This is a genomic window from Tenacibaculum soleae (assembly GCF_001693415.1).
Classification (GTDB): domain Bacteria; phylum Bacteroidota; class Bacteroidia; order Flavobacteriales; family Flavobacteriaceae; genus Polaribacter; species Polaribacter soleae.
Genome location: NZ_MAKX01000024.1, coordinates 188,694 through 211,401, shown reverse-complemented (window position 1 = coordinate 211,401; position 22,708 = coordinate 188,694). Strand labels below are relative to the sequence as shown.

The 22,708-nt window shown below is 29.4% G+C and carries 23 protein-coding genes and 1 other RNA gene; 12 read left to right on the top strand and 12 right to left on the bottom strand.

Features of this window, described 5'->3' with window-relative positions; all coding sequences use genetic code 11:
• Window positions 1–60: 60 nt before the first annotated feature.
• Entirely contained in the window at window positions 61–534 is a 474-nt protein-coding gene (locus BA195_RS12045) for an outer membrane beta-barrel protein (protein WP_068705810.1), read from the bottom strand.
• Window positions 535–752: 218 nt separating this feature from the next.
• Window positions 753–1,238, bottom strand: a complete 486-nt coding sequence (locus BA195_RS12040) for an outer membrane beta-barrel protein (protein WP_068705809.1) — start codon at window positions 1,236–1,238, stop codon at window positions 753–755.
• A gap of 113 nt (window positions 1,239–1,351) precedes the next feature.
• Between BA195_RS12040 and BA195_RS12035 the strand changes: the two genes are divergently transcribed.
• Window positions 1,352–2,284 carry a tyrosine recombinase gene (locus BA195_RS12035; protein ID WP_068705808.1) on the top strand — a complete coding sequence of 311 codons (933 nt, stop codon included), beginning with the start codon at window positions 1,352–1,354 and terminating at the stop codon, window positions 2,282–2,284.
• A gap of 28 nt (window positions 2,285–2,312) precedes the next feature.
• On the opposite strand, the gene ffs is transcribed toward BA195_RS12035, so the two are convergent.
• Window positions 2,313–2,411, bottom strand: an RNA gene (ffs, locus tag BA195_RS12030) — signal recognition particle sRNA small type.
• 164 nt (window positions 2,412–2,575) lie between these two features.
• On the opposite strand from ffs, the gene BA195_RS12025 reads away from it, so the two are divergent.
• From BA195_RS12025 to BA195_RS12010, 4 genes are all read left to right on the top strand, one after another.
• The gene (locus BA195_RS12025; protein ID WP_068705806.1) at window positions 2,576–3,097 is read left to right on the top strand and encodes a DUF4199 domain-containing protein; all 522 of its coding nucleotides are present in this window, start codon (window positions 2,576–2,578) and stop codon (window positions 3,095–3,097) included.
• 79 nt (window positions 3,098–3,176) lie between these two features.
• The gene (locus BA195_RS12020; RefSeq protein WP_068705805.1) at window positions 3,177–4,133 is read left to right on the top strand and encodes a glycosyltransferase family 2 protein; all 957 of its coding nucleotides are present in this window, start codon (window positions 3,177–3,179) and stop codon (window positions 4,131–4,133) included.
• Between the two features lie 32 nt (window positions 4,134–4,165).
• The gene (locus BA195_RS12015; RefSeq protein WP_068705803.1) at window positions 4,166–5,875 is read left to right on the top strand and encodes a phospho-sugar mutase; all 1,710 of its coding nucleotides are present in this window, start codon (window positions 4,166–4,168) and stop codon (window positions 5,873–5,875) included.
• Window positions 5,876–7,705, top strand: coding sequence for an ABC transporter ATP-binding protein (locus BA195_RS12010; protein WP_068705802.1), 1,830 nt, complete (start codon window positions 5,876–5,878; stop codon window positions 7,703–7,705).
• A gap of 39 nt (window positions 7,706–7,744) precedes the next feature.
• On the opposite strand, the gene BA195_RS12005 is transcribed toward BA195_RS12010, so the two are convergent.
• The 5 genes from BA195_RS12005 to BA195_RS11985 form a co-directional block, all read right to left on the bottom strand.
• Window positions 7,745–9,163 (bottom strand): CCA tRNA nucleotidyltransferase, encoded by a 1,419-nt coding sequence (locus BA195_RS12005; protein WP_068705801.1) that lies wholly within the window; start codon window positions 9,161–9,163, stop codon window positions 7,745–7,747.
• 4 nt (window positions 9,164–9,167) lie between these two features.
• Window positions 9,168–9,716: an L-threonylcarbamoyladenylate synthase gene (locus BA195_RS12000; RefSeq protein ID WP_068705796.1), complete on the bottom strand. Its 549-nt coding sequence runs from the start codon at window positions 9,714–9,716 to the stop codon at window positions 9,168–9,170.
• A gap of 10 nt (window positions 9,717–9,726) precedes the next feature.
• Window positions 9,727–11,724, bottom strand: coding sequence for an LTA synthase family protein (locus tag BA195_RS11995; protein WP_068705795.1), 1,998 nt, complete (start codon window positions 11,722–11,724; stop codon window positions 9,727–9,729).
• 264 nt (window positions 11,725–11,988) lie between these two features.
• Window positions 11,989–12,831 carry a glycosyltransferase gene (locus tag BA195_RS11990; RefSeq protein ID WP_068705794.1) on the bottom strand — a complete coding sequence of 281 codons (843 nt, stop codon included), beginning with the start codon at window positions 12,829–12,831 and terminating at the stop codon, window positions 11,989–11,991.
• Window positions 12,832–12,864: 33 nt separating this feature from the next.
• Complete coding sequence (locus BA195_RS11985) at window positions 12,865–13,623, bottom strand: glycosyltransferase family 32 protein (protein ID WP_068705792.1); 759 nt, start codon at window positions 13,621–13,623, stop codon at window positions 12,865–12,867.
• A 44-nt stretch (window positions 13,624–13,667) separates the two neighbouring features.
• On the opposite strand from BA195_RS11985, the gene BA195_RS11980 reads away from it, so the two are divergent.
• Complete coding sequence (locus BA195_RS11980; protein ID WP_068705790.1) at window positions 13,668–14,429, top strand: glycosyltransferase family 2 protein; 762 nt, start codon at window positions 13,668–13,670, stop codon at window positions 14,427–14,429.
• Window positions 14,430–14,467: 38 nt separating this feature from the next.
• Here BA195_RS11980 and BA195_RS11975 read toward each other — a convergent pair whose 3' ends face one another.
• Entirely contained in the window at window positions 14,468–15,283 is an 816-nt protein-coding gene (locus tag BA195_RS11975) for a 2,3,4,5-tetrahydropyridine-2,6-dicarboxylate N-succinyltransferase (protein ID WP_068705788.1), read from the bottom strand.
• 116 nt (window positions 15,284–15,399) lie between these two features.
• Here BA195_RS11975 and ruvX point away from each other — a divergent pair, with 116 nt between their 5' ends.
• The 6 genes from ruvX (at window position 15,400) to BA195_RS11945 (ending at window position 18,988) form a co-directional block, all read left to right on the top strand.
• Window positions 15,400–15,810, top strand: a complete 411-nt coding sequence (gene ruvX, locus BA195_RS11970) for a Holliday junction resolvase RuvX (protein ID WP_068705787.1) — start codon at window positions 15,400–15,402, stop codon at window positions 15,808–15,810.
• Window positions 15,811–15,864: 54 nt separating this feature from the next.
• A complete protein-coding gene (def, locus tag BA195_RS11965) occupies window positions 15,865–16,452 on the top strand; it encodes a peptide deformylase (RefSeq protein ID WP_068705786.1) in 588 nt (195 codons plus the stop codon).
• Window positions 16,453–16,480: 28 nt separating this feature from the next.
• Complete coding sequence (locus BA195_RS11960; protein ID WP_068705785.1) at window positions 16,481–16,906, top strand: DUF5606 family protein; 426 nt, start codon at window positions 16,481–16,483, stop codon at window positions 16,904–16,906.
• A 3-nt stretch (window positions 16,907–16,909) separates the two neighbouring features.
• On the top strand, window positions 16,910–17,689 hold the full coding sequence (gene mazG, locus BA195_RS11955) for a nucleoside triphosphate pyrophosphohydrolase (protein WP_068705784.1): 780 nt from the start codon (window positions 16,910–16,912) through the stop codon (window positions 17,687–17,689).
• Window positions 17,690–17,836: 147 nt separating this feature from the next.
• Complete coding sequence (locus BA195_RS11950; protein ID WP_068705783.1) at window positions 17,837–18,562, top strand: SDR family NAD(P)-dependent oxidoreductase; 726 nt, start codon at window positions 17,837–17,839, stop codon at window positions 18,560–18,562.
• 30 nt (window positions 18,563–18,592) lie between these two features.
• Window positions 18,593–18,988, top strand: a complete 396-nt coding sequence (locus BA195_RS11945) for a VOC family protein (RefSeq protein WP_068705781.1) — start codon at window positions 18,593–18,595, stop codon at window positions 18,986–18,988.
• A gap of 8 nt (window positions 18,989–18,996) precedes the next feature.
• Here the strand turns inward: BA195_RS11945 and priA are convergent, their stop codons facing one another.
• The 3 genes from priA to BA195_RS11925 form a co-directional block, all read right to left on the bottom strand.
• A complete protein-coding gene (priA, locus tag BA195_RS11940; RefSeq protein ID WP_176714998.1) occupies window positions 18,997–21,444 on the bottom strand; it encodes a replication restart helicase PriA in 2,448 nt (815 codons plus the stop codon).
• A 400-nt stretch (window positions 21,445–21,844) separates the two neighbouring features.
• Complete coding sequence (locus tag BA195_RS11930; RefSeq protein WP_068705777.1) at window positions 21,845–22,063, bottom strand: VF530 family protein; 219 nt, start codon at window positions 22,061–22,063, stop codon at window positions 21,845–21,847.
• Between the two features lie 30 nt (window positions 22,064–22,093).
• Complete coding sequence (locus BA195_RS11925; protein ID WP_068705775.1) at window positions 22,094–22,639, bottom strand: TlpA family protein disulfide reductase; 546 nt, start codon at window positions 22,637–22,639, stop codon at window positions 22,094–22,096.
• Window positions 22,640–22,708 lie beyond the last annotated feature (69 nt).

The following is a 22,708-nucleotide window of genomic DNA, read 5'->3' as shown; positions in this document are numbered from 1 at the left end:
AAAGTACTGCTATATTTCTATAACAGCACTTTTATATATAATTATAATCGTAGCTTCTTACTATAAAGTGAAAGAATAAGTTCCACCTAAACCGATAGCAGCTGGACTAGAATTATCTAGAGAAACAGCTGAATAATCAACATGAATTGTAATTTTTTCTGTTGCTTTATATCCTACTAAAGCTCTATAGTAAAAACCATCTTGAGTATAACCAGAAGGTCTTACTCCAATTCCATATCCTAAATCAGCACCAACTACGAATTTATCAGATACATCATAACGACCAGCAACAGCTAAAGGTAAAAAAGCACCATCAGCTCCTTCTGATTGAAAGTGTAAATAAGATACAGATGGCCCTACTTTAAATCCTTCAGAAACAGTAAATAAATAGTTAGCTTCAATTGCTCCAGTAACATTAGATTCACTTGCGTCACCTACTGGTAAACCAATTGTACCCCCTACATTAAGTTGTCCTTCTTGTGCGTTAACAGCAATACCAAATGCCATCATAGCAACTAATAATAATTTTTTCATAATCCTTTAAATTTTTATTTTATAAATTTGAGCTGCAAAAATAGGCCTATTTTTATACTACACAACACTTTTTATAAAATAAATATAAGCTAAACACACACAAAAAACCTAAGCATCAAATTATCAAAAACTTATAAATAAAATTATTGTTTTTTAATTTTAAAACATAAAAAAAGGGAGCAATATTGCTCCCTTTAACTTATTATATCTTATTTTTTTTATAATGCAAACATTAGTCCTGCACTAAAAGTCGCAAATGTTGAAGAACCTCCTAAACCTGAATCTACCGACATACCCATATATGAAGCTTGTACCATCATTGTTTCACTGATGTTATAACCTACCATTGGTCTATAAAAAAATGATGATCCTGATGCGTTAGCCATACCTAAAGCTAAACCTAAATCAGCTCCTACAACAAACTCGTCAGACACACTGTATCTTGCAGCCCCTCCTAAAGGTAAGAAAGAAGGTGCATCAAGACCGTCTTTTCCTAAAAAATGTACGTAAGATGCTGTTGGGCCTACTTTAAATTCGTCAGAAACTTCAAATAAATAATTCGCTTCAATTCCAAAAGCAAATGAAGACGTATCTGAAGCATCACCTACTGGTAAACCTAAATTAACACCTGCATTAAATTGTCCTTGTGCATTTGCAGTAAATGATGCTGCAACTACTGCTACTAAAAATAATAATTTTTTCATAATTTTAATTTATGTTCTGTTTAATTGTTCCTGCAAATTAAAGCTTATTTTTGAAAAAAAAAATCAGAAAACTAAATATACCCAATTTTGGGTATATTTTAAATTATTACGGTTTGAACTGGAAACAAGCAACATACGATTATATTAATTATTTAAAAATAGAAAGAGGGCTCTCTAAAAACTCTATTGATAGTTATCATAGAGATATTAAAAAACTCGTTTTATTTATTGATACTCTTAAAAAAAAATATGCTCCAATAAATATATCTTCTGACATTATTCAAACCTTTATTTATGAAAGTAGTAAAACAATAAACCCCAGAAGTCAAGCACGTTTAATTTCAGGCTTGCGAAGTTTTTTTGATTATTTGATTTTTGAAGACTATCGCCAAGACAACCCTACCGATTTAATTGAAAGTCCTAATATTACCAGAAAACTACCAGATACGTTAGAAAAAGAAGAAGTTGATGCTTTAATTGCTGCCATCGATTTAAGTCATCCGCAAGGCGAACGAAACAAAACAATTGTCGAAACTATTTTTAGTTGTGGTTTGCGTGTTAGTGAATTAATAAACCTACAATTATCTGATTTATTTTTTGATGATGGTTACATACGTATTTTAGGAAAGGGGAATAAATTCCGTTTTGTACCTATTCATAAAACCACCATTAATTATTTAAACTTCTATATTTATGATATTCGCTCTAAAATAACCCCAAAAAAGGATGATGAAGATATTGTTTTTTTAAACAGACGTGGCAAACGTTTAACCCGTCAGATGATTTTTATTATTTTAAAAGAATTGGCTATAAAAATAAATCTTAAAAAAAATATTGGTCCACACACATTACGACACTCTTTTGCTACTTATTTATTAAAACACGGTGCCGATTTACGAGTGATACAACAATTACTAGGACATGAAAGTATTACAACTACTGAGATTTATGTACATTTAGATACTAGCTATTTGAAAGAAGTAGTAGAATTACATCACCCAAGAAGTGATATTAATTTAAATGATGATAAAAAACAAGAAAAGTAAATAGTTTTACGAAACTATTGGGTACAAAAAATGGCAAGCTACCTACATCACACTGCTACAACCTAATACCCTTGCTGCGTTCCCACCCTGGGGGATTCAAAGGGAGCTAGTTGTGTAGAACTTGCCGCTGCAAATTTACAGCCTTTTTTGATAAAAACAATGAAAAAAAAAAGCTTTTTTTTGTAACTTTTTTAACTCTTTGAATACTAACCTATTGTTAAGAATCTTTTTTTTACAACAACCCGATTCGAAAACAAAATAATATATTTGTTAACTAACTAAACTCAAACAATGGAAAATCAAGCAAACAGTAAAAACATTATTTTAAATTATGGATTATACTTAGGTTTAATCGGCATATTCATTCATTTAATATTTTATGCAACAGGTAACTTAATTAAATTTCAATGGATAACCGGTGTTTTAGGTTTTGTGGCCATGATTGCCTTAATCATTTTAGGTATTAAAAAATTTAAAGCTAATACTGGAGGTTTTTTAACTTTTGGAGAAGCTTTAAAAGTAGGTGTAGGAATTGCCGTATTTAGTGCTGTTATTAGTGCTGTTTACACTTTAATATTTATCAATGTAATTGAACCTGGTTTTGAAGCACAAATGATGGAAATTCAAAAACAAGCTTGGTTAGATGCTGGCATGAATGACGAGCAGATTGAAGCATCTGAAGAAATGGCTAAAAAATTTGGAGGCCCAGCAATTACAATACCTGTATCAATTGTTGTTTCAGCATTTTTTGGTTTTATTATTTCTGCTATCGGAGGCGCAATCATGAAAAAAACAGAAGAAGATCAATATTAAGAATACTTTAAAAAGGTAAAGCTATAAAGTTTACAAAAGACTTTGTAACTTTACCTTTTTTAAATTTTGCACCTATAATATGGATATATCGGTAGTAATACCACTTCTTAACGAAGATGAATCTTTACAAGAATTACATGATTGGATTGCAAACGTTATGCAATCCAATCGTTATTTATATGAAATAATATTTATTGATGATGGTAGCACCGATACTTCTTGGCAAGTAATTGAGCAATTATCAACAAAAAACAGTGCTGTAAAAGGGATTCGTTTTCAACGTAACTACGGTAAATCACAAGCATTAGATGCTGGTTTTAATTTAGCTAAAGGAGCAGTTGTAATTACTATGGATGCCGACTTACAAGACAGTCCTGATGAAATTCCTGAATTATACAATTTAATAATTAACGAAAACTTCGATTTAATTTCTGGATGGAAAAAGAAACGTTATGACAATGTGGTAACTAAAAACATTCCTTCAAAATTATTTAATTGGGCTGCTCGTAAAACATCTGGTTTAAAATTACATGATTTTAACTGCGGATTAAAAGCTTATAAAAATGAAGTTGTTAAAACCGTAAAAGTAAGTGGCGAAATGCATCGTTACATTCCTGTTTTAGCAAAAAACGAAGGCTTTAATATTATTGGCGAAAAAGTAGTACAACATCAAGCAAGAAAATACGGCGTTACAAAATTTGGAATGGATCGCTTTGTAAACGGTTTTTTAGATTTAATTACTATTTCATTTTTATCAAAATTTGGCAAACGACCAATGCATTTTTTTGGCCTTTGGGGTAGCTTAATGTTTATCTTCGGTTTCTTTGCTGCTTTTTTTATTGGAGCTATGAAAATATACCGATTATCAACCGGAATAAAAACCATCTTAGTAACCAGTAATCCTTGGTTTTATATTGCTTTAACCTCAATGGTTTTAGGAACTTTATTGTTTTTGGCAGGTTTTTTAGGAGAATTAATTATTAAAAGTAATCCACAACAAAAACATTATAAAATCAAACAAAAACTAAATTTATAAAACGCGTATCTTTGTACGTTTTAATTTGACAAATGAAAGAGATTTTAAACAAAGCAAAATTATGGTTATCTGATACATTTGATACAGAAACCAAAAATGAAATTCAACAATTAATCGATACTAATTCTGATGATTTAGCAGATCGTTTTTATAAAAATTTAGAATTTGGTACAGGAGGAATGCGCGGAATTGTAGGTGCAGGAACCAACCGAATTAATAAATATACTTTAGGTAAAGCAACACAAGGTTTAAGTAATTATTTACATCAAACTTATCCTAATAAAGAAATAAAAGTTGCCATTGGTTACGACTGTCGTCACGATAGTAAATGGTTATCAAAAGTAGTTGCCGATGTGTTTTCTGCTAATAATATTAAGGTATTTCTTTTTGAAGACCTACGTCCTACTCCCGAGTTATCATTTGCGGTAAATCATTTAGGTTGCGATGTTGGTATTGTTTTAACAGCTTCTCATAATCCGCCAGAATATAACGGTTACAAAGTATATTGGAATGACGGAGGGCAAATTGTACCACCACATGATACAAAAATTATAAACGAAGTAAATTCATTAGCTTTTTCTGAAATTAAATTTGAGGCACAAGAAAACTTAATTGAATTAATTGGTAAAGAAGTAGATGAGGCCTTTTGGCAAGCATCTATTAAAAACGGAACTTTTGATGTAAAAGGGCGTGAAAATTTAAAAATTGTTTTTACTAATTTACACGGAACAGCTATTAAATTAATTCCAGAAGTTTTAAAACGTGCTGGTTACACGCAAGTTCATATTGTAAAGGAACAAGAAGCGCCTAACGGAAGTTTCCCAACGGTAAAATCTCCAAATCCAGAAGAACCAGCAGCTTTAAAAATGGCAGTTGAGTTGGCAAATAAAATTGATGCTGACATTGTTATTGGTACCGATCCAGATTCGGACAGAATTGGTATTGCTGTTCGTGATTTAGAAGGCAATATGAAATTATTAAACGGAAATCAAACCATGAGTATGATGACCGACTTTTTAATTAATGATTGGAAAAATAAAGGAAAATTAAATGGTAAACAGTTTGTAGGATCTACCATCGTATCTACGAATTTAGTAAATGAAATTGCAGCATCATATGGAGTTGAAACAAAAGTTGGTTTAACTGGTTTTAAATGGATTGCTAAAATGATTAAAGACCACCCTGAACTAAATTTTATTGGTGGTGGTGAAGAAAGTTTTGGATACATGGTTAGTGATTTTGTTCGCGATAAAGACGCGGTTACCGCTGCCCTATTGGCTTGTGAAATTGCTGCGCATTCAAAAGCAAATAAAAGTTTGTTTTACAACGAATTATTAAACTTATACACCCGTCATCATTTTTATAAAGAACATTTAATTGCTATTGTAAAAAAAGGAATGGATGGTGCTGCGCAAATTAAACAAATGATGGTTGATTTACGTAACAATCCGTTTACTGAAATAGATAACGCTAAGGTGGAATTTTTATATGACTATCAATCATCTATTAAAAAGAATCTAATTACTGGTGAAAAAATGGTTATAGATCTTCCAAAATCTAACGTTTTAATATATCAAACTGAAGATGGAACTAAAATTGCGGCTCGTCCTAGTGGAACAGAACCTAAAATTAAGTTTTATTTTAGTGTAAAATCAAAATTAGACGCAATTGATAATGCTGTTGCTATCGAAAAAGAATTAGATATAAAAATTCAAAGAATTATAAAAGAACTTAACTTTTAAATGAATTATTTTAAAAAAATATTAGCGTACGCTAAACCTTATCGTAAATACGCACTATTAAATGTTCTTTTTAATATCCTATATGCTATTTTTAATGTGTTATCTGTCTTAGGATTTATTCCTGTGTTAGGTATTTTATTCGGAAAAACAGAAAAAACATTTACACAGCCCAAATACACTGGTCTTTCCTCTATTTCAGATTACGTGCAAGGTTCTTTAAACTTTAAAGTTACTCAAATGATTGAAAGTGGTGGTATTGAAACAGCTTTACTGTTTATTTGTATGCTATCATTTATTTTATTTTTCTTTAAAAATCTATTTAGATATTTCGCATCATATGTATTAGCTTTTTTAAGAAATGGTGTTGTAAAAGATTTACGTGATAGTTTATACGCTAAAATTTTAGAATTACCTATTTCTTATTTTTCAGAAAAGAGAAAAGGTGATACTATTTCTAGAATGACATCTGATGTCACTGAAATAGAATACTCTTTTTTAACTTCGTTAGAAACAATTGTAAGAGAACCTTTAACCATAGTTTTTACATTAGCATCTATGTTTGCTATTAGTGCAGAATTAACTCTTTTTGTTTTTATTTTATTACCTGTTTCGGGTTTTATAATATCATCAATTAGCAAAAAATTAAAAGCAAATTCGTTACTGGCACAACAAGAAAATGGCTTTTTTTTATCATTTATTGAAGAAACTTTGACTGGATTAAAAGTTATTAAAGGTTTTAATGCTGAAAATAAAATTGATAAAAAATTTAAAAAATCTACAAAAAACTATTCTAGTTTGATGACAAAAGTTATTCATAGAAAAACCTTAGCTTCTCCAACAAGCGAGTTTTTAGGAGTAACTACCATTATAGCTATTTTATGGTTTGGAGGTAAATTGGTTTTAACCGGAGAAGGAACAATGAAACCACAAGACTTTTTTGGATACATTGGTTTATTTTATTTAGTATTAAACCCAGCAAAAGCCATAGCAACAGCTTATTCAGGTATTCAAAAAGGCGATGCATCAGCTCAGAGGGTTTTAGAAATCTTAGAAACTAAAAACACTATTATTGATAAAGAAAATGCTCTTATTAAAAACAGCTTTGATAATGCAATCACCTTTAAAAATATATCATTTAAATATTTAGATGATTATGTACTAAAAAACTTTTCCCTAACAATAAAAAAAGGGGAAACTGTAGCATTAGTAGGACAATCTGGAAGTGGTAAATCTACTTTAGCAAACCTTATTACTCGATTTTATGATGTAAATGATGGTATTATAGAAATTGATGGAGTAGATATTAAAGAAATGTCTAAAAAATCGTTAAGAGGGTTAATGGGAATTGTTACACAACAATCTATTTTATTTAATGATTCTGTTAAAAATAATTTAACATTAGGTATTGATAGCCCGATTGACAAAACTATATTAGAGGCTGCTAAAATTGCAAATGCACATGAATTTATAAAAGATTTACCAAATCAATATGATACTAATATAGGTGATGGAGGTAACTCTCTTTCAGGAGGTCAACAGCAACGTTTATCTATTGCTCGTGCGGTTTTAAAAAACCCTCCTATAATGGTGTTAGATGAAGCAACTTCAGCTTTAGACACTGAATCTGAGCAATTGGTTCAACAAGCCTTAGAAAAAATGATGAAAAACAGAACTTCTTTAGTTATTGCACATCGTTTATCAACAATTCAAAACGCTGACTTAATTGTTGTAATGAAAAAAGGGAAGATAGTTGAACAAGGTAAACATGATGAATTACTTGCCAAAAAAGGAGAATATTTTAAGTTAGTTTCCATGCAGTCATTAACATAATAAAAAAGGGAAGTTTTAAAACTTCCCTTTTTTATTGATTTATTTTTTTAATCCTAATTGTTGCCCCTTAGTTAGCATATACTCATAACAAACCTCATGTTCATTAGCTATTTCGCCCTCTAAAATAGCTTCTTTTATAGCTTCTTTTATTACTCCTATTTCTCTACATGGGGTTAAATTAAAAGCTTTCATTATTTCCTCTCCTGTAATTGGTGGTTGAAAATTACGCACTTTATCTCGCTCTTCTACTTCTTTAATTTTTTTACGAACAAGTTCAAAGTTTTTATGGTAACGATTAAATTTCTTAGCGTTTTTGGTTGTAATATCAGCTTCACATAAAGTCATTAAAGAATCTACATCATCACCAGCATCAAAAACTAATCTACGAACAGCCGAATCTGTTACATCACTTGCTAACACAATTGGTCGTGAACTTAACATGACCATTTTTTGAACAAATTTCATTTTATTATTTAAGGGCATTTTTAAGCGTTTAAATAATTTAAATACCATTTTAGAACCTACAAACTCATGTGCATGAAACGTCCATCCTTGTTTTTTATGATAACGTTTTGTAGGTGCTTTACCTATATCGTGTAATAAAGCTGCCCAACGTAGCCAAACATCCTCAGTGTTTACAGCTATATTATCAACAACCTCTAAGGTGTGATAAAAATTATCTTTATGCTTTTGACCTTCAACTTCCTCTACTCCTTTTAATGCAATTAATTCAGGAATAATTCTATTTAATAACCCTGTTTCTTCTAAAAGTAAAAAACCAATTGAAGGCTTTTTGGCTTCTAAAATCTTATTCAACTCAACGATTATTCTTTCCTTGGTAATAATATCGATTCTTTTTGCATTTTTAGCAATGGCACTTAACGACTCTGCTTCTATTTTAAAGTTTAATTGCGTAGCAAAACGAATGGCTCTCATCATTCGCAAAGGATCATCAGAATAGGTAATATCTGGATCTAACGGTGTTTTTATAATTTTAGCTTGTAAATCAGCTATTCCATTAAAAGGATCTAGTAATAGCCCGAAATTGTCTTTATTTAAACTTAAAGCTAATGCGTTTATTGTAAAATCACGCCTATTTTGATCATCTTGTAAAGTCCCTGACTTCACTTCTGGATTCCTACTATTTTCTTTATAAGATTCTTTACGAGCCCCTACAAACTCTATTTCAATCTCTTTAAAACGTAACATTGCTGTTCCGTACGTTTTAAAAACTTGAACTTTTGGTTTGTTTGGTAACAAAGAAGCTACTTTTTCAGCCAACTCAATTCCACTACCAATAGCAACTACATCAATATCTTTTGCGGTACCTCTTTGTAAAATAAAATCTCGTACAAAACCTCCAATCACATAACTTTCTAATTGTAATTCTTCGGCTGCTTTACTTATATATTGAAATATTTCAGCAGAAATTGCTTCTTTAAAATATTGTTCTTGCATTTAATTATTCTCTAATAACCTTTATTTGATCATCTTCAATTTTTAAAATAGTAGACGACTTTTTATTAATTCTATTTTGATGTAAAGGTACTGTATAATCAACATTATTTAAAATAGCTTTACTTATTTCTGAAAACGATTTGGGTGTTGGTTCTCCACTTACGTTTGCCGATGTAGAAACAATAGGTTTACCAAATCTTTCAATCATTTCAATACAAAACTCATCTTTAGGTATTCTAATAGCTATTGAATTATCAGAAGCAATAGTATTTTTAGCCAACCTTATCGGATTATTATATATTATAGTTGTTGGCTTTTTAAATCTATTTAAAATTTTAATAGCTTCATCAGGAATTTCTAAAACATATTCCTTTAACATATCTATTGAAGAAACTAAAATTATAAGGCTTTTAGACTCTTCTCTTTCTTTTAGTTGATAGATGTTTTTTACAGCTGCTTCATTTGTAGCATCACATCCTATTCCCCAAACAGTATCTGTTGGGTACAAAATAATTTTTCCTGCATTTAATTTTTTAAGAATGTTTTTAAACATCAGAAATTAATTATTTTTTATTGTTAAAATAAAGATATTTTGTACTCTGATAAAAGGCATTTAATAAACTATCCATTTCTTTATTTTTATTTGGATGTTTGTCACTTATATCATTTAAACTTGTATCATTAAGGTTTATTAATTTTGACTTTTTGCTTAAAACCGTTTGATAATAAAATAACGAATCCTGAACAACCCCAGAGGCAGGTTCTCCGTTTAAATATCTGTATATAAAAGAAAAATTAGTACGTGGTATTGTATCTAAAACATTAACACCTAAAGTATAGTTTGTATAATTAATTTTTGCTAACGCCATTGTTGTTGGAAACATGTCTACTAAGTTCATGTGTTTAGTAAATACTCTTGGCTTTAGTAATTTAGGAGCATGTATAAACAAAGGTACATTATGTGTTAAAACGCCTAATTTACTTTCAGTTGGTTTGTAATGTTTTACTAAGCCTACTCCCATCTGATGATCTTGATGATCACCAAAAAAAACAAATATGGTATTATCATGATAACCTGATTTCTTTGCTCTTTCTAAAAATCGTTTTATGTTAAAATCTAAATAACGAATACCATTTACTTGAGCTAAAGTACGCGAGCCTGCTTCTTTTAATACTGATTCATCAATTTCTTTTATAGGTACAAAACTATCTCTTTTTTCTGGTACTGTAAATGGTTGGTGATTAGTGGCTGTTTGTATAAAAGCAACAAAAGGTTCTTCTTTTTTGTGTAATTCTTCAAGCTCTTTATTAGACTCTTTAAATAAATCATAATCATCTATTCCCCAAACATCGGCTCTATCTTCATGCTTATAAGCTCCTTCTTCATAAATTTTTAATCCTTTTATATTAGACTGGAAAACCGCACGTATATTAGCCCAATTTGCACTTCCTCCAATAAAATATAGCTTCTTATAACCTTTAAACTGATCAAATAAAACACGTTGGTTTATAATCATTGGGTTTCTTGAAGCTGTACGTACATTAACAACATCAGGTAATCCCGTAATACTCCCAAAAACTGATGCTGCCGTTGATACCTTAGGTACATAATGATTCGTAAAATTAACACTATTATTTAATAGGCTATCTATTGTTGGAGTAACTTTAAGTGGGTTTCCGTAATATCCCAATGAAGCATTTCCTAGGGATTCTAACATTACAAAAACCACATTAGGCTTTTTTACTTTAAGGCTATCTGAAAAAGTAAAACTCTTTTTAAATAGTAAACTATCAGATGGTATTCCTAAATGTTTATTAATTACTCCAGCATATTTTTTTGTTTCGTTTATATCATAACTTTCGTTTCTAAATTTAAAGCTATCAAAAAAGTACAATACAGGATTTAAAGTAAATTGATTTACACTTTTATTTTTTGAAAAAAAAGCCTGGCTCCAACGTAATGGGTAATGCTGCACACTACTAAAAATACCAAAAGCTAAAAGAAGTGTTGTTATTATTGAAAATACTATTTTACTTTTTTTTGAGGATATAAAATCTCTTTTCTTAAAAGCTTGATAAATAAAATTATTAATTTTTATTATTATATAAATGAATATAATAAAACCAATAGCCCCTTTATATACCGGATATGTATCAAAAACAAATTGAGTTGAGATATTTAAATTACCTAAAAAACGCAGAGCATTAGCATTTAAGCGTAAATCTAAATAAGCATAATGCCCATAATCAAATAGATAAAATGCTAATAGTATTATATATATGACAGTTGTATATACTATATATATATTTTTGAAAATTCCTTTTTTAAAAAAATTCCTTACTAATATGTAAAATAAAGCTAATGGTATAAATGCAATTATAGCCAACTTTAAATCAAAACGCAATCCTAAAAAAAGAGATTTGTTAATTTCATCTGAATTTATAGTTAAATCACTTATAAATAAAAAGTAAAAAATTATTCTTAATAAGAATAGAAATCCAAACAAACAAAAAATGTTTATGAATAAAAATCTTAAATAATTAGGGAGTTTAAAGCGCATAAATTGTTTTTTTATCTTTTTCGCAAATCTACTATATATTATACAGTAATTAAAATGATATTAAAAGACCAAATCATACCATTTAAAATAATAATACTTTTAAGTATATACATTATTCTTCTAGCTACATCTTATAAATATATTTAATATCTTAAAGATTAAATCCTTATTTATTTTCAAGTATTTTCTTCTCTTATAATATAAAATCTACTTAAAAATAATTAATATCTAGTAAAAAGCTTAATGAAAATAATCTATTATAATTTAAACTCTCCTAAAAAGAGATAAACTAATTCTTTTTAAAATTTCTATTGTTTTGAGAAAAGTACGGACATAATTAATAACTTTTGTAAAAAAAGAATCTTTCTTTTTTCTTTTTTTTAAATAATATCCTTTCATAAATTTTATTAAACCTAAAAAAGTAATTTCCTTTACAGGTACTCTATCTCTAATAATTTTAAAATATTTTTTATGCAACTCTCTTGTATTTTGATATCGTGAAGCTCCGTCATCAATAACGCGGTATTTATAAGTAGACATCGGTAAATATTTAAATTCTCCTCCCTTAACAGCGCATTGAATCCAAAAATCATAATCTTCAAAAGTCTTTAAGTTCTCATCAAATCCTTCAACTTTTTCCCAAAGGCTTCTTCTAACAAAAGAACACATAGGTACTATGTTATTTTCAAACCATAATGCTATCTTATTAAATTCATGATTTTTTTCTACTTTATTTACATCTCCAAAATATAATAAATCTCCATACAATACATCTACACTATCGTTTTCTTTAAGGTAAGTAACAAATAAACTAAAATCGCCATTTAGTATATCATCAGCATCTAAAGGAAAAATATATTCTCCTTTCGCTTTTTTAATTCCTACATTTCTAGCCGAGCCTGGTCCTCCATTTTTTTTATAAATTATATGATACTTTTTTTTATCTAAATTTGATAAATAATTTAGTGTATCTTCATTTGTAGATTCATCATTTACAATTATGACTTCGTAAGCAATTGACAATGGAATGTGATCTAAACTTTCAATACATTCACTTAAAAAAGCTATAGGCGTATTATAAACAGGAATAACAATAGATAAAAACATATATGTATATTAAAAAGTGTTTTTTTATTTATCTTATAAATTATTTATTAGATAAAAACTTTTTTTAAAAAAATTAAATCTTATCCTATTTAACAAAATTAGCGGCAATTTTTGTAATTTTCTACTTAAACTATCTAAAATATACGTCCCTCCTTTTTTCTTATTACCCCAAGAATCTTGCCACCAATGAATACAAATTGTTTCAGGTTTAATACAAGTTTCTGTAAACTTTTCAGTAATATAAAATGGGTAAAAATATTTTTTATCCAATACTAATACATCTTTTATAGTTTGCGTTTTATATACTTTCAAACCATAATCTTTTAATACTTTTGTTAAAATAGGAGGCCCTCCCATTCCATTAAATTTCAAACGTTGCTTCTTTTCCGTTTCTTTAATACAATCCAATATAAAAGAATTACCTTTTTTTGCTCCAATAATACCAGCTGCTACAGGAAAAGGAGAAGAAATCATATCTGTTTGAAAACCTGTAAAAGCTTCTTCTTTATGTAACTCATCAAATCTTTTTAACATCTCTATATCTGTATCCATATAAACTCCTCCTTCTTTATACAAAGCATATAACCGAACATAATCGGTAATAAAAGACCATTTTTTTTGCTTGTAAAGCAATCTTAGAAAAGGAAGTTTATCAAACGGTGTATTTGTTTCATCCCATCTTTTAATTGTATAATCAGGTAACTTTTCTTCCCAAGAAGCTATGCATTTCTTTATTGTTTCGTTGTACTCTCCTTTTCCATACCAACAGAAGTGAATAATTTTTGGAATCATTTATATAATTGTATTTTTGACCACACAAAATTACAATAATATTTATGAACATAAGCGGGTTAGTAATTACTTTTAATGAAGAGTCAAACATTAAAGACTGTATAATTTCTTTAAATAGAGTTTGTGATGAAATTATTATTATTGATTCTTTTAGTAAAGATAAAACTATTGAAATTGCAGAATCTATGGGAGCAAAAGTATACTCTCAAGAATTTTTAGGTGATGGATTACAAAGAGTACACGGGTTACAATTTTGTAAAAACGACTGGATCTTAAATTTAGATGCTGATGAGCGTTTAGATGAAGACAGTTATCAATTTATTAAGAGTAAAGATTATTTAAAAGAACCTTATGATGCTTATAATTTTAGAAGAAAAAATTTCTTAAAAAAGCAACCTATTAATTTTGCTGGTTGGTACCCTTCATATACTTGTCGTTTTTTTAATAAACAAACTGCAAAACCAGCTACAACCAAGGTTCATCAAAGTATACAAGCTACAAATTTAAAAACAACAAAATTACATTTATTACATTATGGATGGAAAGACTTTCATCAGATTATAGGTAAATATAATTTATACACTACCTGGCAATCAGAAGAATATTTTGAACAAAATAAAAAAGTTAACTTCTTTACGCCTATTACTCACGGAATATGGTCTTTTATTCGATGTTATATTCTAAAAAAAGGGATTTTTCATGGTTTAGATGGAATAACATTTTCTATGATGCAAGCATTCTTTTCTTATATGAAATATGCCAAACTTAGAAAACTATATGAAGAAAATAAAAAAGGTACGATTTAAAATATCGTACCTTTTTATTCATCCTCTTATATAACTTATTACACCGCTACATCATACTCTCTAAGAGCATCATTTAACGAAGTTTTCTTATTAGTACTTTCTTTACGTTTACCAATAATTAGTGCACATGGTACTTGGTACTCACCTGCAGCAAATTTTTTAGTATAACTACCTGGAATTACAACTGAACGAGCAGGAACAACTCCTTTCGTTTCAACAGGTGTATCACCAGTAACATCAATAATTTTTGTACTCATTGTTAATACAACATTTGCTCCTAAAACAGCTTCCTTTTCTACCTTAACACCTTCTACAACGATACAACGAGAACCTATAAAAGCACCATCTTCAATAATTACTGGAGCTGCTTGTAATGGCTCTAGAACACCACCAATTCCTACTCCACCAGATAAATGTACATTTTTACCTATTTGAGCACAAGAACCAACTGTTGCCCATGTATCAACCATAGTACCTTCATCTACATAAGCACCTATATTTACATAACTAGGCATTAAAATTGTTCCTGCCGAAATGTATGCTCCATGACGTGCTACGGCATTTGGTACTACACGAATACCTTTTTCTTTAAAATTTCTTTTTAACGGAATTTTATCATGATACTCAAAAATACCAGCTTCTAAAGTTTCCATTTTCTGAATTGGAAAATACAATACAACTGCTTTTTTAACCCATTCGTTTACTTGCCACCCATTTTCGGTAGGCTCAGCTACTCGTAATTCTCCTGCATCTAATAAATCAACAACTTTTCTAATGCTGTTTATAGTAGTCTCTTCTTGTAATAAATCACGGTTATCCCATGCTTTTTCTATAATAGATTGTAATTCTGTCATCTTTTAAATTTTCTACAAATATAAAATCTCTATCTCAATATAATGCGAAGATACATTTTTTAAACAGATGTATTATCATTGTTTAAAATGCTTATTTTTGCTAAAAAACAACACACTTGGGAAGAGTATTAGCCATTGATTTCGGAAAAAAAAGAACAGGAATTGCTGTTACTGATGAATTACAAATTATTGCTTCTGGATTAACAACAATTACAACTAAAGAACTAATTCCTTTTTTAAAAGATTATGTTAAAAAAGAAAACGTTGAGTTATTTATTATTGGTAAACCTAAACAAATGGATAATTCTGATAGCGAAAGTGAAACTTTAATTATTCCTTTTTTACAAAAACTAAGTAAATCAATTCCAAACATTCCTATAAAGCGTGAAGATGAACGTTTTACCTCTAAAATGGCTTTTCAAACAATGATTGATAGTGGTTTAAATAAAAAACAACGTCAAAACAAAGCTTTGGTTGATGAAATTAGTGCTACAATTATTTTACAGTCATATTTATATAACAAATAATTTTATTGCAAAACGATTCTTTGTATTTTCGCATTCCTTAAAAAATTTAAAAACATGATTTTACCCATTGTTGCTTACGGAGATCCCGTATTACGTAAAGTAGGAAAAGAAATCGATAAAGACTATCCGCAGTTAGAAAAATTAATTGCCGATATGAAAGAAACAATGTATAACGCACAAGGTGTAGGATTAGCAGCACCACAAATAGGAAAAGACATTCGTTTGTTTTTAATTGATGCTTCTCCTTTTGCCGATGATGAAGATTTATCTGAAGAAGATAGAGAGGTGTTAAAAAACTTTAATCGTGTATTTATCAATGCTAAAATTATTAAAGAAGAAGGTGATGAATGGGCTTTTAACGAAGGGTGTTTAAGTATACCTGATGTGCGTGAAGATGTTTTTCGTCAAGAAACAATTACGATTGAATATCAAGATGAAAATTTTGAAAGTCATACCGAAGTTTTAGGCGGATTGGCAGCACGTGTTTTTCAACACGAATACGATCATATTGATGGAGTTTTGTTTACCGATAAATTATCTTCATTAAAAAAACGATTAATTAAAAAGAAATTAGAAAACATAGCTAAAGGAAAAGTTAACGCAGGTTACAGAATGCGTTTTCCTAAAGTTAAAAGAAAATAGTCTATCAAGACATTAAAAATATTATAATATGGAATTTAACAAAATTATTGCCGTTACTGGTAAACCAGGATTATTTCAAATCTTATCACAAACTAAAACAGGTGTAATCGTAAAATCGATTGTAGACGGAAAACGTTTTCCTATTACCGCTACACACAATGTAAGTTTATTAGAAAACATAGCTATTTATACTTATGAAGAGGAAGTACCTTTAGCAATTGTTCTTAAAAACATTGCTGATAAAGAAGATGGTAAAGAAGCTATTTCTCATAAAGAAAGTGCTGCTAAATTAACCGCTTATTTTGGTGAAATTTTACCAGGTTATGACGAAGAGCGTGTATATGCTTCAAACATAAAAAAAGTAATTCAATGGTATAATACATTAGCTTCATCTGATTTTGATTTTAGTGCTTTAACTAAACAAGAAGAAGCTACAACTACTGAAAAAGAATAAACCGTGAATACTCGTAAGCAACAATTAAGCGCCTTTAACCGTTTGTTAGATATCATGGACGACCTTCGTGAAAAGTGTCCGTGGGATAAAAAACAAACCTTAGAAAGTCTGCGCCATTTAACAATTGAAGAAACTTACGAACTAGGAGATGCCATTCTAGACAATGATTTACAAGAAATAAAAAAAGAATTAGGCGATGTGTTGTTACACATCGTCTTTTATGCTAAAATAGGTAGCGAAAAACAAGCTTTTGATATTGCCGATGTTGCCAATGCAATTTCTGATAAATTAATTGATCGTCATCCACACATATATGGAGATGTTGAAGTTAAAAATGAAGAAGAAGTTAAGCAAAACTGGGAAAAACTAAAGCTCAAAGAAGGTAACAAATCGGTTTTAGAAGGAGTTCCTAAAAGTTTACCTGCCCTTGTTAAAGCAAATAGAATTCAAGATAAAGTTGCTGGTGTTGGTTTTGATTGGGAAGAGCCACAACAAGTTTGGGAAAAAGTACAGGAAGAACTTACCGAACTAAATGACGAAATTAAAGCGGGAAACCAAGAAAATATCGAAAAAGAATTTGGTGATGTATTATTTTCAATGATAAACTACGCACGCTTTATTAAGGTAAATCCAGAAAATGCATTAGAAAAAACAAATAAAAAGTTCATTAATCGTTTTCAGTATTTAGAAAAAGCTGCTAAAAATGAAGGTAAAGATTTATCTGACATGTCTTTAACTGAAATGGATGTATATTGGGAAAAATCAAAAGAATTTTTTAGATAACATTTTATCATTGCCAACGTAGTGAAGTAATCATTCTATTAATAAAGAAATCAACTTTCTTTAAACCGTTCTTTTAATCTTCTCTGGTAAAAAGATTTCCTCCTTCTTCTTTCTCGTAATAATGTTTCATTTTGTATTTTTACCTTTATGGATATTATATTAATCACAGGAGCAAGCAAAGGAATTGGAAAAGCATTGGCTAAAAAATATATTGCTAAAAAATACAAAGTATGCTCTTTAGCAAGAACATCATCTGGTTTAGAAAACATAACTGATGTTGCCATAGATTTATCAGACATAACAGCTACAGAAAACACTTTTACACATCTTTTAAAAGAAATTATAACGCCTAAAATAGCCTCAATTACTTTAATTAATAATGCAGGCCGTTTAGGCGAAATATCAAATTTAGAAAACTTAAAAGCTAACGATATTTCTAAAACCATACAATTAAACACCACTACTCCACTTATTTTATCTGGTTTATTTATCAAATTAACACAGCAATTAATCTGCAAAAAACAAATTATTAATATTTCATCTGGCGCAGCGGTAAACCCGTATCAAGGTTGGGCTATTTATTGCACATCAAAAGCTGCTATTGATATGATGACCAAGGCAATTGCTACTGAACAAACTGAAATAGAAAACGGTGTAAAGTGCGTTTCAATTTATCCTGGCGTTGTAGATACCAATATGCAATCTCAAATAAGAAACACTAGTAAAACTGATTTTAATAGCGTACAACGTTTTGTTGATTTAAAAGAAAACAACGATTTATACACTCCAGATTTTGTTGCAGAAACAATTTATAAAATTGATACTGAAAATCAATTACAAAACGGAGCTGTTGTTGACATTAGAAACTTTTAATATAAACAACAAGCTTAAAAAATAATATCAATGAAAATAGCATTAATTAGCATTCCTGTTCAAAATCAAGAAAAGGCTTTAAACTTTTACACTGAAAAATTGGGTTTTATTAAAAAACATGATATTCCTGTTGGTGGAGAGAATAGATGGTTAACTGTAGTTTCAAAAGATGCTTTAGATGGTCCTGAATTATCGTTAGAACCTGCTCCGCTGCACTTTAAACCTTCTGAAGCTTATCAAAACGCTTTAATGGAAGCTGGCATACCTTACACGCAATTTAATGTTGAAAATCTTGATAAAGAATACGAACGGCTTACTAAACTTGATGTAGATTTTAGCGTAAAACCAACCGAAACACCAACTGTAAAATACGCTATTTTTAATGATACTTGTGGTAACAACATCCAACTTGTAGAAATGTTATAAAACAATTATTAATAAGCATCTACATCAATAATAAAACGAATAGGTCTAAAATCTTTTACTGCTTCAAACGTATTTTTAATTTTATGTAACTGTTCCTTTGTTTTAACTAACGATTGTTTTGGAGGAATCTTAATCGTTAAATTTTTAATATATAAATTCCGAACTCTGGAAACTGCTGGAGCTGTTGGACCTAACACGTTTTCTTGAAACACATTTTGTAACGATTTTGCTAACCAATTTACACCGTTTTCTACACGATTATAGTCTTTGTGTTTTAAGGTTATTTTTATCAATCGATAATAAGGCGGATATTGAAATTGCCAGCGTTCCTGCAACTGTTCTTTATACATTTCTGCATAGTTTGTTGTAGAAACCTGCTGTAAAATTTGATGATACGGATTATACGTTTGTATCGCTACCTTACCTTGTTTTTTACTGCGTCCCGCCCTACCCGATACTTGCACCATTAATTGGTACGCTCTTTCATGCGCCCTAAAATCGGGGAAATTTAGCATAGAATCGGCACTTAAAACCCCTACTAATGATACGTTTTCAAAATCTAATCCTTTCGATAACATTTGCGTACCCACTAAAATATCAATCTCTTGTGCTTCAAAAGCGCCAATTATTTTTTGATATCCATATTTACCGCGTGTCGTATCTAAATCCATTCTTCCGATTTTATATTTCGGAAAAAGTTCTTTTAATTCTAACTCTATTTGTTCTGTTCCAAAACCTTTGGTATCTAAAGTATTGCTACCACAAGCTCCGCAACTATTAGGCATTGAACGTTGGTAATGGCAGTAATGACACTTTAATTCTCGGCGGAATTTATGAAATGTTAAACTAACATCACAATTTGGGCATTGTGGAGAAACACCACAAGTGGTACACTCAACAACTGGAGAAAATCCGCGACGATTTTGGAATAAAATTACTTGTTCCTTTTCTTCTAAAGCCTCGGTAATCATTTTTAATAATCGATCAGAAAAATGACCTTTCATTTCCTTTTTTCGATGTTTTTCTTTTACATCTATCAATTCAATTTTTGGTAATTGAATATTTCCAAAACGTCTTGTTAACTCAACAAAACCATACTTGTTCTGCTTCGCGTTATAATAACTTTCTAATGATGGTGTAGCCGAACCTAATAAAACTTTTGCTGTATGTAAATGTCCCAAAACTACTGCTGCATCACGAGCATTATAACGTGGCGAGGGTTCAAATTGCTTGTACGAACTTTCGTGCTCCTCATCAACAACTATTAATCCTAAATTATTAAAAGGTAAAAAACCTGACGATCTAGCTCCTAAAATTATTTGTGCTTTGGGTTTGTTTTCTAACACATTATTCCAAACTTCTACACGCTCATTCATCGAGTATTTTGAGTGAAATACCGATATAAATTCTCCAAAATAATGTTGTAAACGCGTAATTATTTGGGTGGTTAAAGCTATTTCAGGTAGTAAAAACAACACTTGTTTTCCTTCTGCAATAACCTCTTTTATCAGTTTTACATATATTTCTGTTTTTCCAGAACCTGTAACACCATGTAATAAGGTTACATTTTGAGTTTCGAAAGAAGTTTTAATTTCGTTGAAAGATTGCTGTTGAAATTCATTCAACTCTTTTAATAGATTCGCTTCTCCCTTAAAATTAATACGATCTGTTTGAATTTCGTAAAACTCAAAAATATCTTTACTAACCAACGCTTTTAAAACTGCGGATGAAACCCCTGATTTTTCTTCTAAATCTTTTGCTTTTATCGGTTTTTTGGAAACCGCCAACTGAAAATAAACTAATACCGCTTCTCGTTGTTTTTTTGCTCTTGAAAGTTCCTCTAATAAATTTTGTAGTGTTTCGTTTGAGGTATATTTTGCATTTAAACGAACATATTTAACCAGCTTAGGTTTATATGTTTCGTAAATTTCTTCTTTAATAAAAGCAGCTTCTTTATTTATTAAACCATTAATAATTGGTAAAACTGTTTTTTTGCCTAAAATATCTGAAACCTGATGAATGGTTAATTGCGAATGATGATGTAAGGCTTCAAAAATTAAAAACTCTTCATCAGTTAAACTTTTTTCATCCGAAAAAGTTTCATTTTTATAAATAATAGTTTCACTTTCTAACAAAAATGCTGAAGGCAATGCAGCTCTATAAACATCACCTAAAGAACACATATAATAGTTAGAAATCCATTGCCAATGCTTTAATTGAGGTTCAGTTACAATCGGTTTTTCATCTAAAATTTGATGAATATCTTTTGCTTCGTATAATTCTGGTGCATTTTGATGAATATTAAACACCAAAGCGGTATAAATTTTACTTTTTCCGAAAGATACTGCTACGCGCATTCCTTTTTTAAGAAATGAAAATTCTGCTTCATTTACCGAATACGTAAATGTTTTTTTTAACGGAATAGGTAATATAACGTCGATGAAATATGGTGTCACTTCGAGTGATTTTATGATTGAAATGAATAAAATTATATCTAGAAGTTTTTTATTTAGTTCTCAATATAAATTTAATTTTCTCTTATCTGTTCAAATATTTTTTACAGGAACTGATAAATTCAAAACTACACAAAAATCACTACATTATAAACAGAAAAACAAAGGTATTTATGACTTCAACTATGTGAAAATCCAAAAAAATGGAGTGAAATTGGTTTTAAAAGACAAAGTTATTTAGATTCTAAATGAAATTTATTTATGATTATCCTTTATTAACGATATACTGAATGTATCAACCTGAACTTATTTCAGCTTCTCTTAACAAATAACAAGCTTCTTGTCAAGTTATGATTCCGAAATAAATTTGGAATGACGCTGAAAATAAGAAATATGACTTAAATTAACTAATATACTCTAAATACAACTTTTCGACTTTTGCCCTTGCCCAAGGAGTTGTTCTTAAAAATTTTAAGCTCGATTTATACGTTGGATTCTTTTTAAAGGCATTAATACTTAAAATTTCTCCCATTTCTTCCAAACCATATTCTAAATATAGTTCTTCTAACATGGTAGCTAATTTAATTCCGTGAAGCGGATTATTAGGTTGTTCTTGACTCATAATTTATATAAAGCTACAAAAGTAAAGCTTCTACTTGATTAAATTATCTAATAACGCTCTAACTTTAGCACTGTTCCAATTGGCAGCACCTTTTTTATCGGTAACAATATTTCCTTTTTTATCAATAATAAAAGTAGCAGGAATCGAATTACTTTTTAATTGTTCAGGTATTTTACTTAACGAGTTATAAGTTGGTAAATTATAATTGTTTTTTAGGTAAAAATCATTAATAACCGTCCATTTTTCATTACTTACAAAAACAAAAGTTACTTTATCTTTATAATCGTTATATAATTTTTGGACACTCGGCATTTCGGCAATGCAAGGCGGGCACCAAGTTGCCCAAAAATTTACAAAAATCACCTTATTTTTAGTGTCGTTAAAATCGATATTTGAGGTATTTAATCCTTTTAAATTCCAGTTATAATCAGTTAAATTTACTTGTTCATCTTCAGTGATAACTGAAGGTGAAAAAGAAATTAATCTTATAAAATAAACTTTAGTTGGCGGATATAATAACAATCCTATTATAACTACAAATGCAATATTAAATATACTTTTTCTTGATAATTTCATTTAATTATTTTCTTAATATGTCGCTAATTTATCATCTAATTTACACAAAAAACAATTTATCTAAAACAG

Excerpts from the sequence above, each read along its gene's own strand:
- BA195_RS12045 (WP_068705810.1), bottom strand. The coding sequence starts at position 534 with ATGAAAAAATTATTATTAGTTGCTATGATGGCATTTGGTATTGCTGTT.
- BA195_RS12040 (WP_068705809.1), bottom strand. The coding sequence starts at position 1,238 with ATGAAAAAATTATTATTTTTAGTAGCAGTAGTTGCAGCATCATTTACT.
- BA195_RS12025 (WP_068705806.1), top strand. The coding sequence starts at position 2,576 with ATGGAAAATCAAGCAAACAGTAAAAACATTATTTTAAATTATGGATTA.
- BA195_RS12020 (WP_068705805.1), top strand. The coding sequence starts at position 3,177 with ATGGATATATCGGTAGTAATACCACTTCTTAACGAAGATGAATCTTTA.
- BA195_RS12015 (WP_068705803.1), top strand. The coding sequence starts at position 4,166 with ATGAAAGAGATTTTAAACAAAGCAAAATTATGGTTATCTGATACATTT.
- BA195_RS12010 (WP_068705802.1), top strand. The coding sequence starts at position 5,876 with ATGAATTATTTTAAAAAAATATTAGCGTACGCTAAACCTTATCGTAAA.
- BA195_RS12005 (WP_068705801.1), bottom strand. The coding sequence starts at position 9,163 with ATGCAAGAACAATATTTTAAAGAAGCAATTTCTGCTGAAATATTTCAA.
- BA195_RS12000 (WP_068705796.1), bottom strand. The coding sequence starts at position 9,716 with ATGTTTAAAAACATTCTTAAAAAATTAAATGCAGGAAAAATTATTTTG.
- BA195_RS11995 (WP_068705795.1), bottom strand. The coding sequence starts at position 11,724 with ATGCGCTTTAAACTCCCTAATTATTTAAGATTTTTATTCATAAACATT.
- BA195_RS11990 (WP_068705794.1), bottom strand. The coding sequence starts at position 12,831 with ATGTTTTTATCTATTGTTATTCCTGTTTATAATACGCCTATAGCTTTT.
- BA195_RS11985 (WP_068705792.1), bottom strand. The coding sequence starts at position 13,623 with ATGATTCCAAAAATTATTCACTTCTGTTGGTATGGAAAAGGAGAGTAC.
- BA195_RS11980 (WP_068705790.1), top strand. The coding sequence starts at position 13,668 with ATGAACATAAGCGGGTTAGTAATTACTTTTAATGAAGAGTCAAACATT.
- BA195_RS11975 (WP_068705788.1), bottom strand. The coding sequence starts at position 15,283 with ATGACAGAATTACAATCTATTATAGAAAAAGCATGGGATAACCGTGAT.
- def (WP_068705786.1), top strand. The coding sequence starts at position 15,865 with ATGATTTTACCCATTGTTGCTTACGGAGATCCCGTATTACGTAAAGTA.
- BA195_RS11960 (WP_068705785.1), top strand. The coding sequence starts at position 16,481 with ATGGAATTTAACAAAATTATTGCCGTTACTGGTAAACCAGGATTATTT.
- BA195_RS11950 (WP_068705783.1), top strand. The coding sequence starts at position 17,837 with ATGGATATTATATTAATCACAGGAGCAAGCAAAGGAATTGGAAAAGCA.
- BA195_RS11945 (WP_068705781.1), top strand. The coding sequence starts at position 18,593 with ATGAAAATAGCATTAATTAGCATTCCTGTTCAAAATCAAGAAAAGGCT.
- BA195_RS11930 (WP_068705777.1), bottom strand. The coding sequence starts at position 22,063 with ATGAGTCAAGAACAACCTAATAATCCGCTTCACGGAATTAAATTAGCT.
- BA195_RS11925 (WP_068705775.1), bottom strand. The coding sequence starts at position 22,639 with ATGAAATTATCAAGAAAAAGTATATTTAATATTGCATTTGTAGTTATA.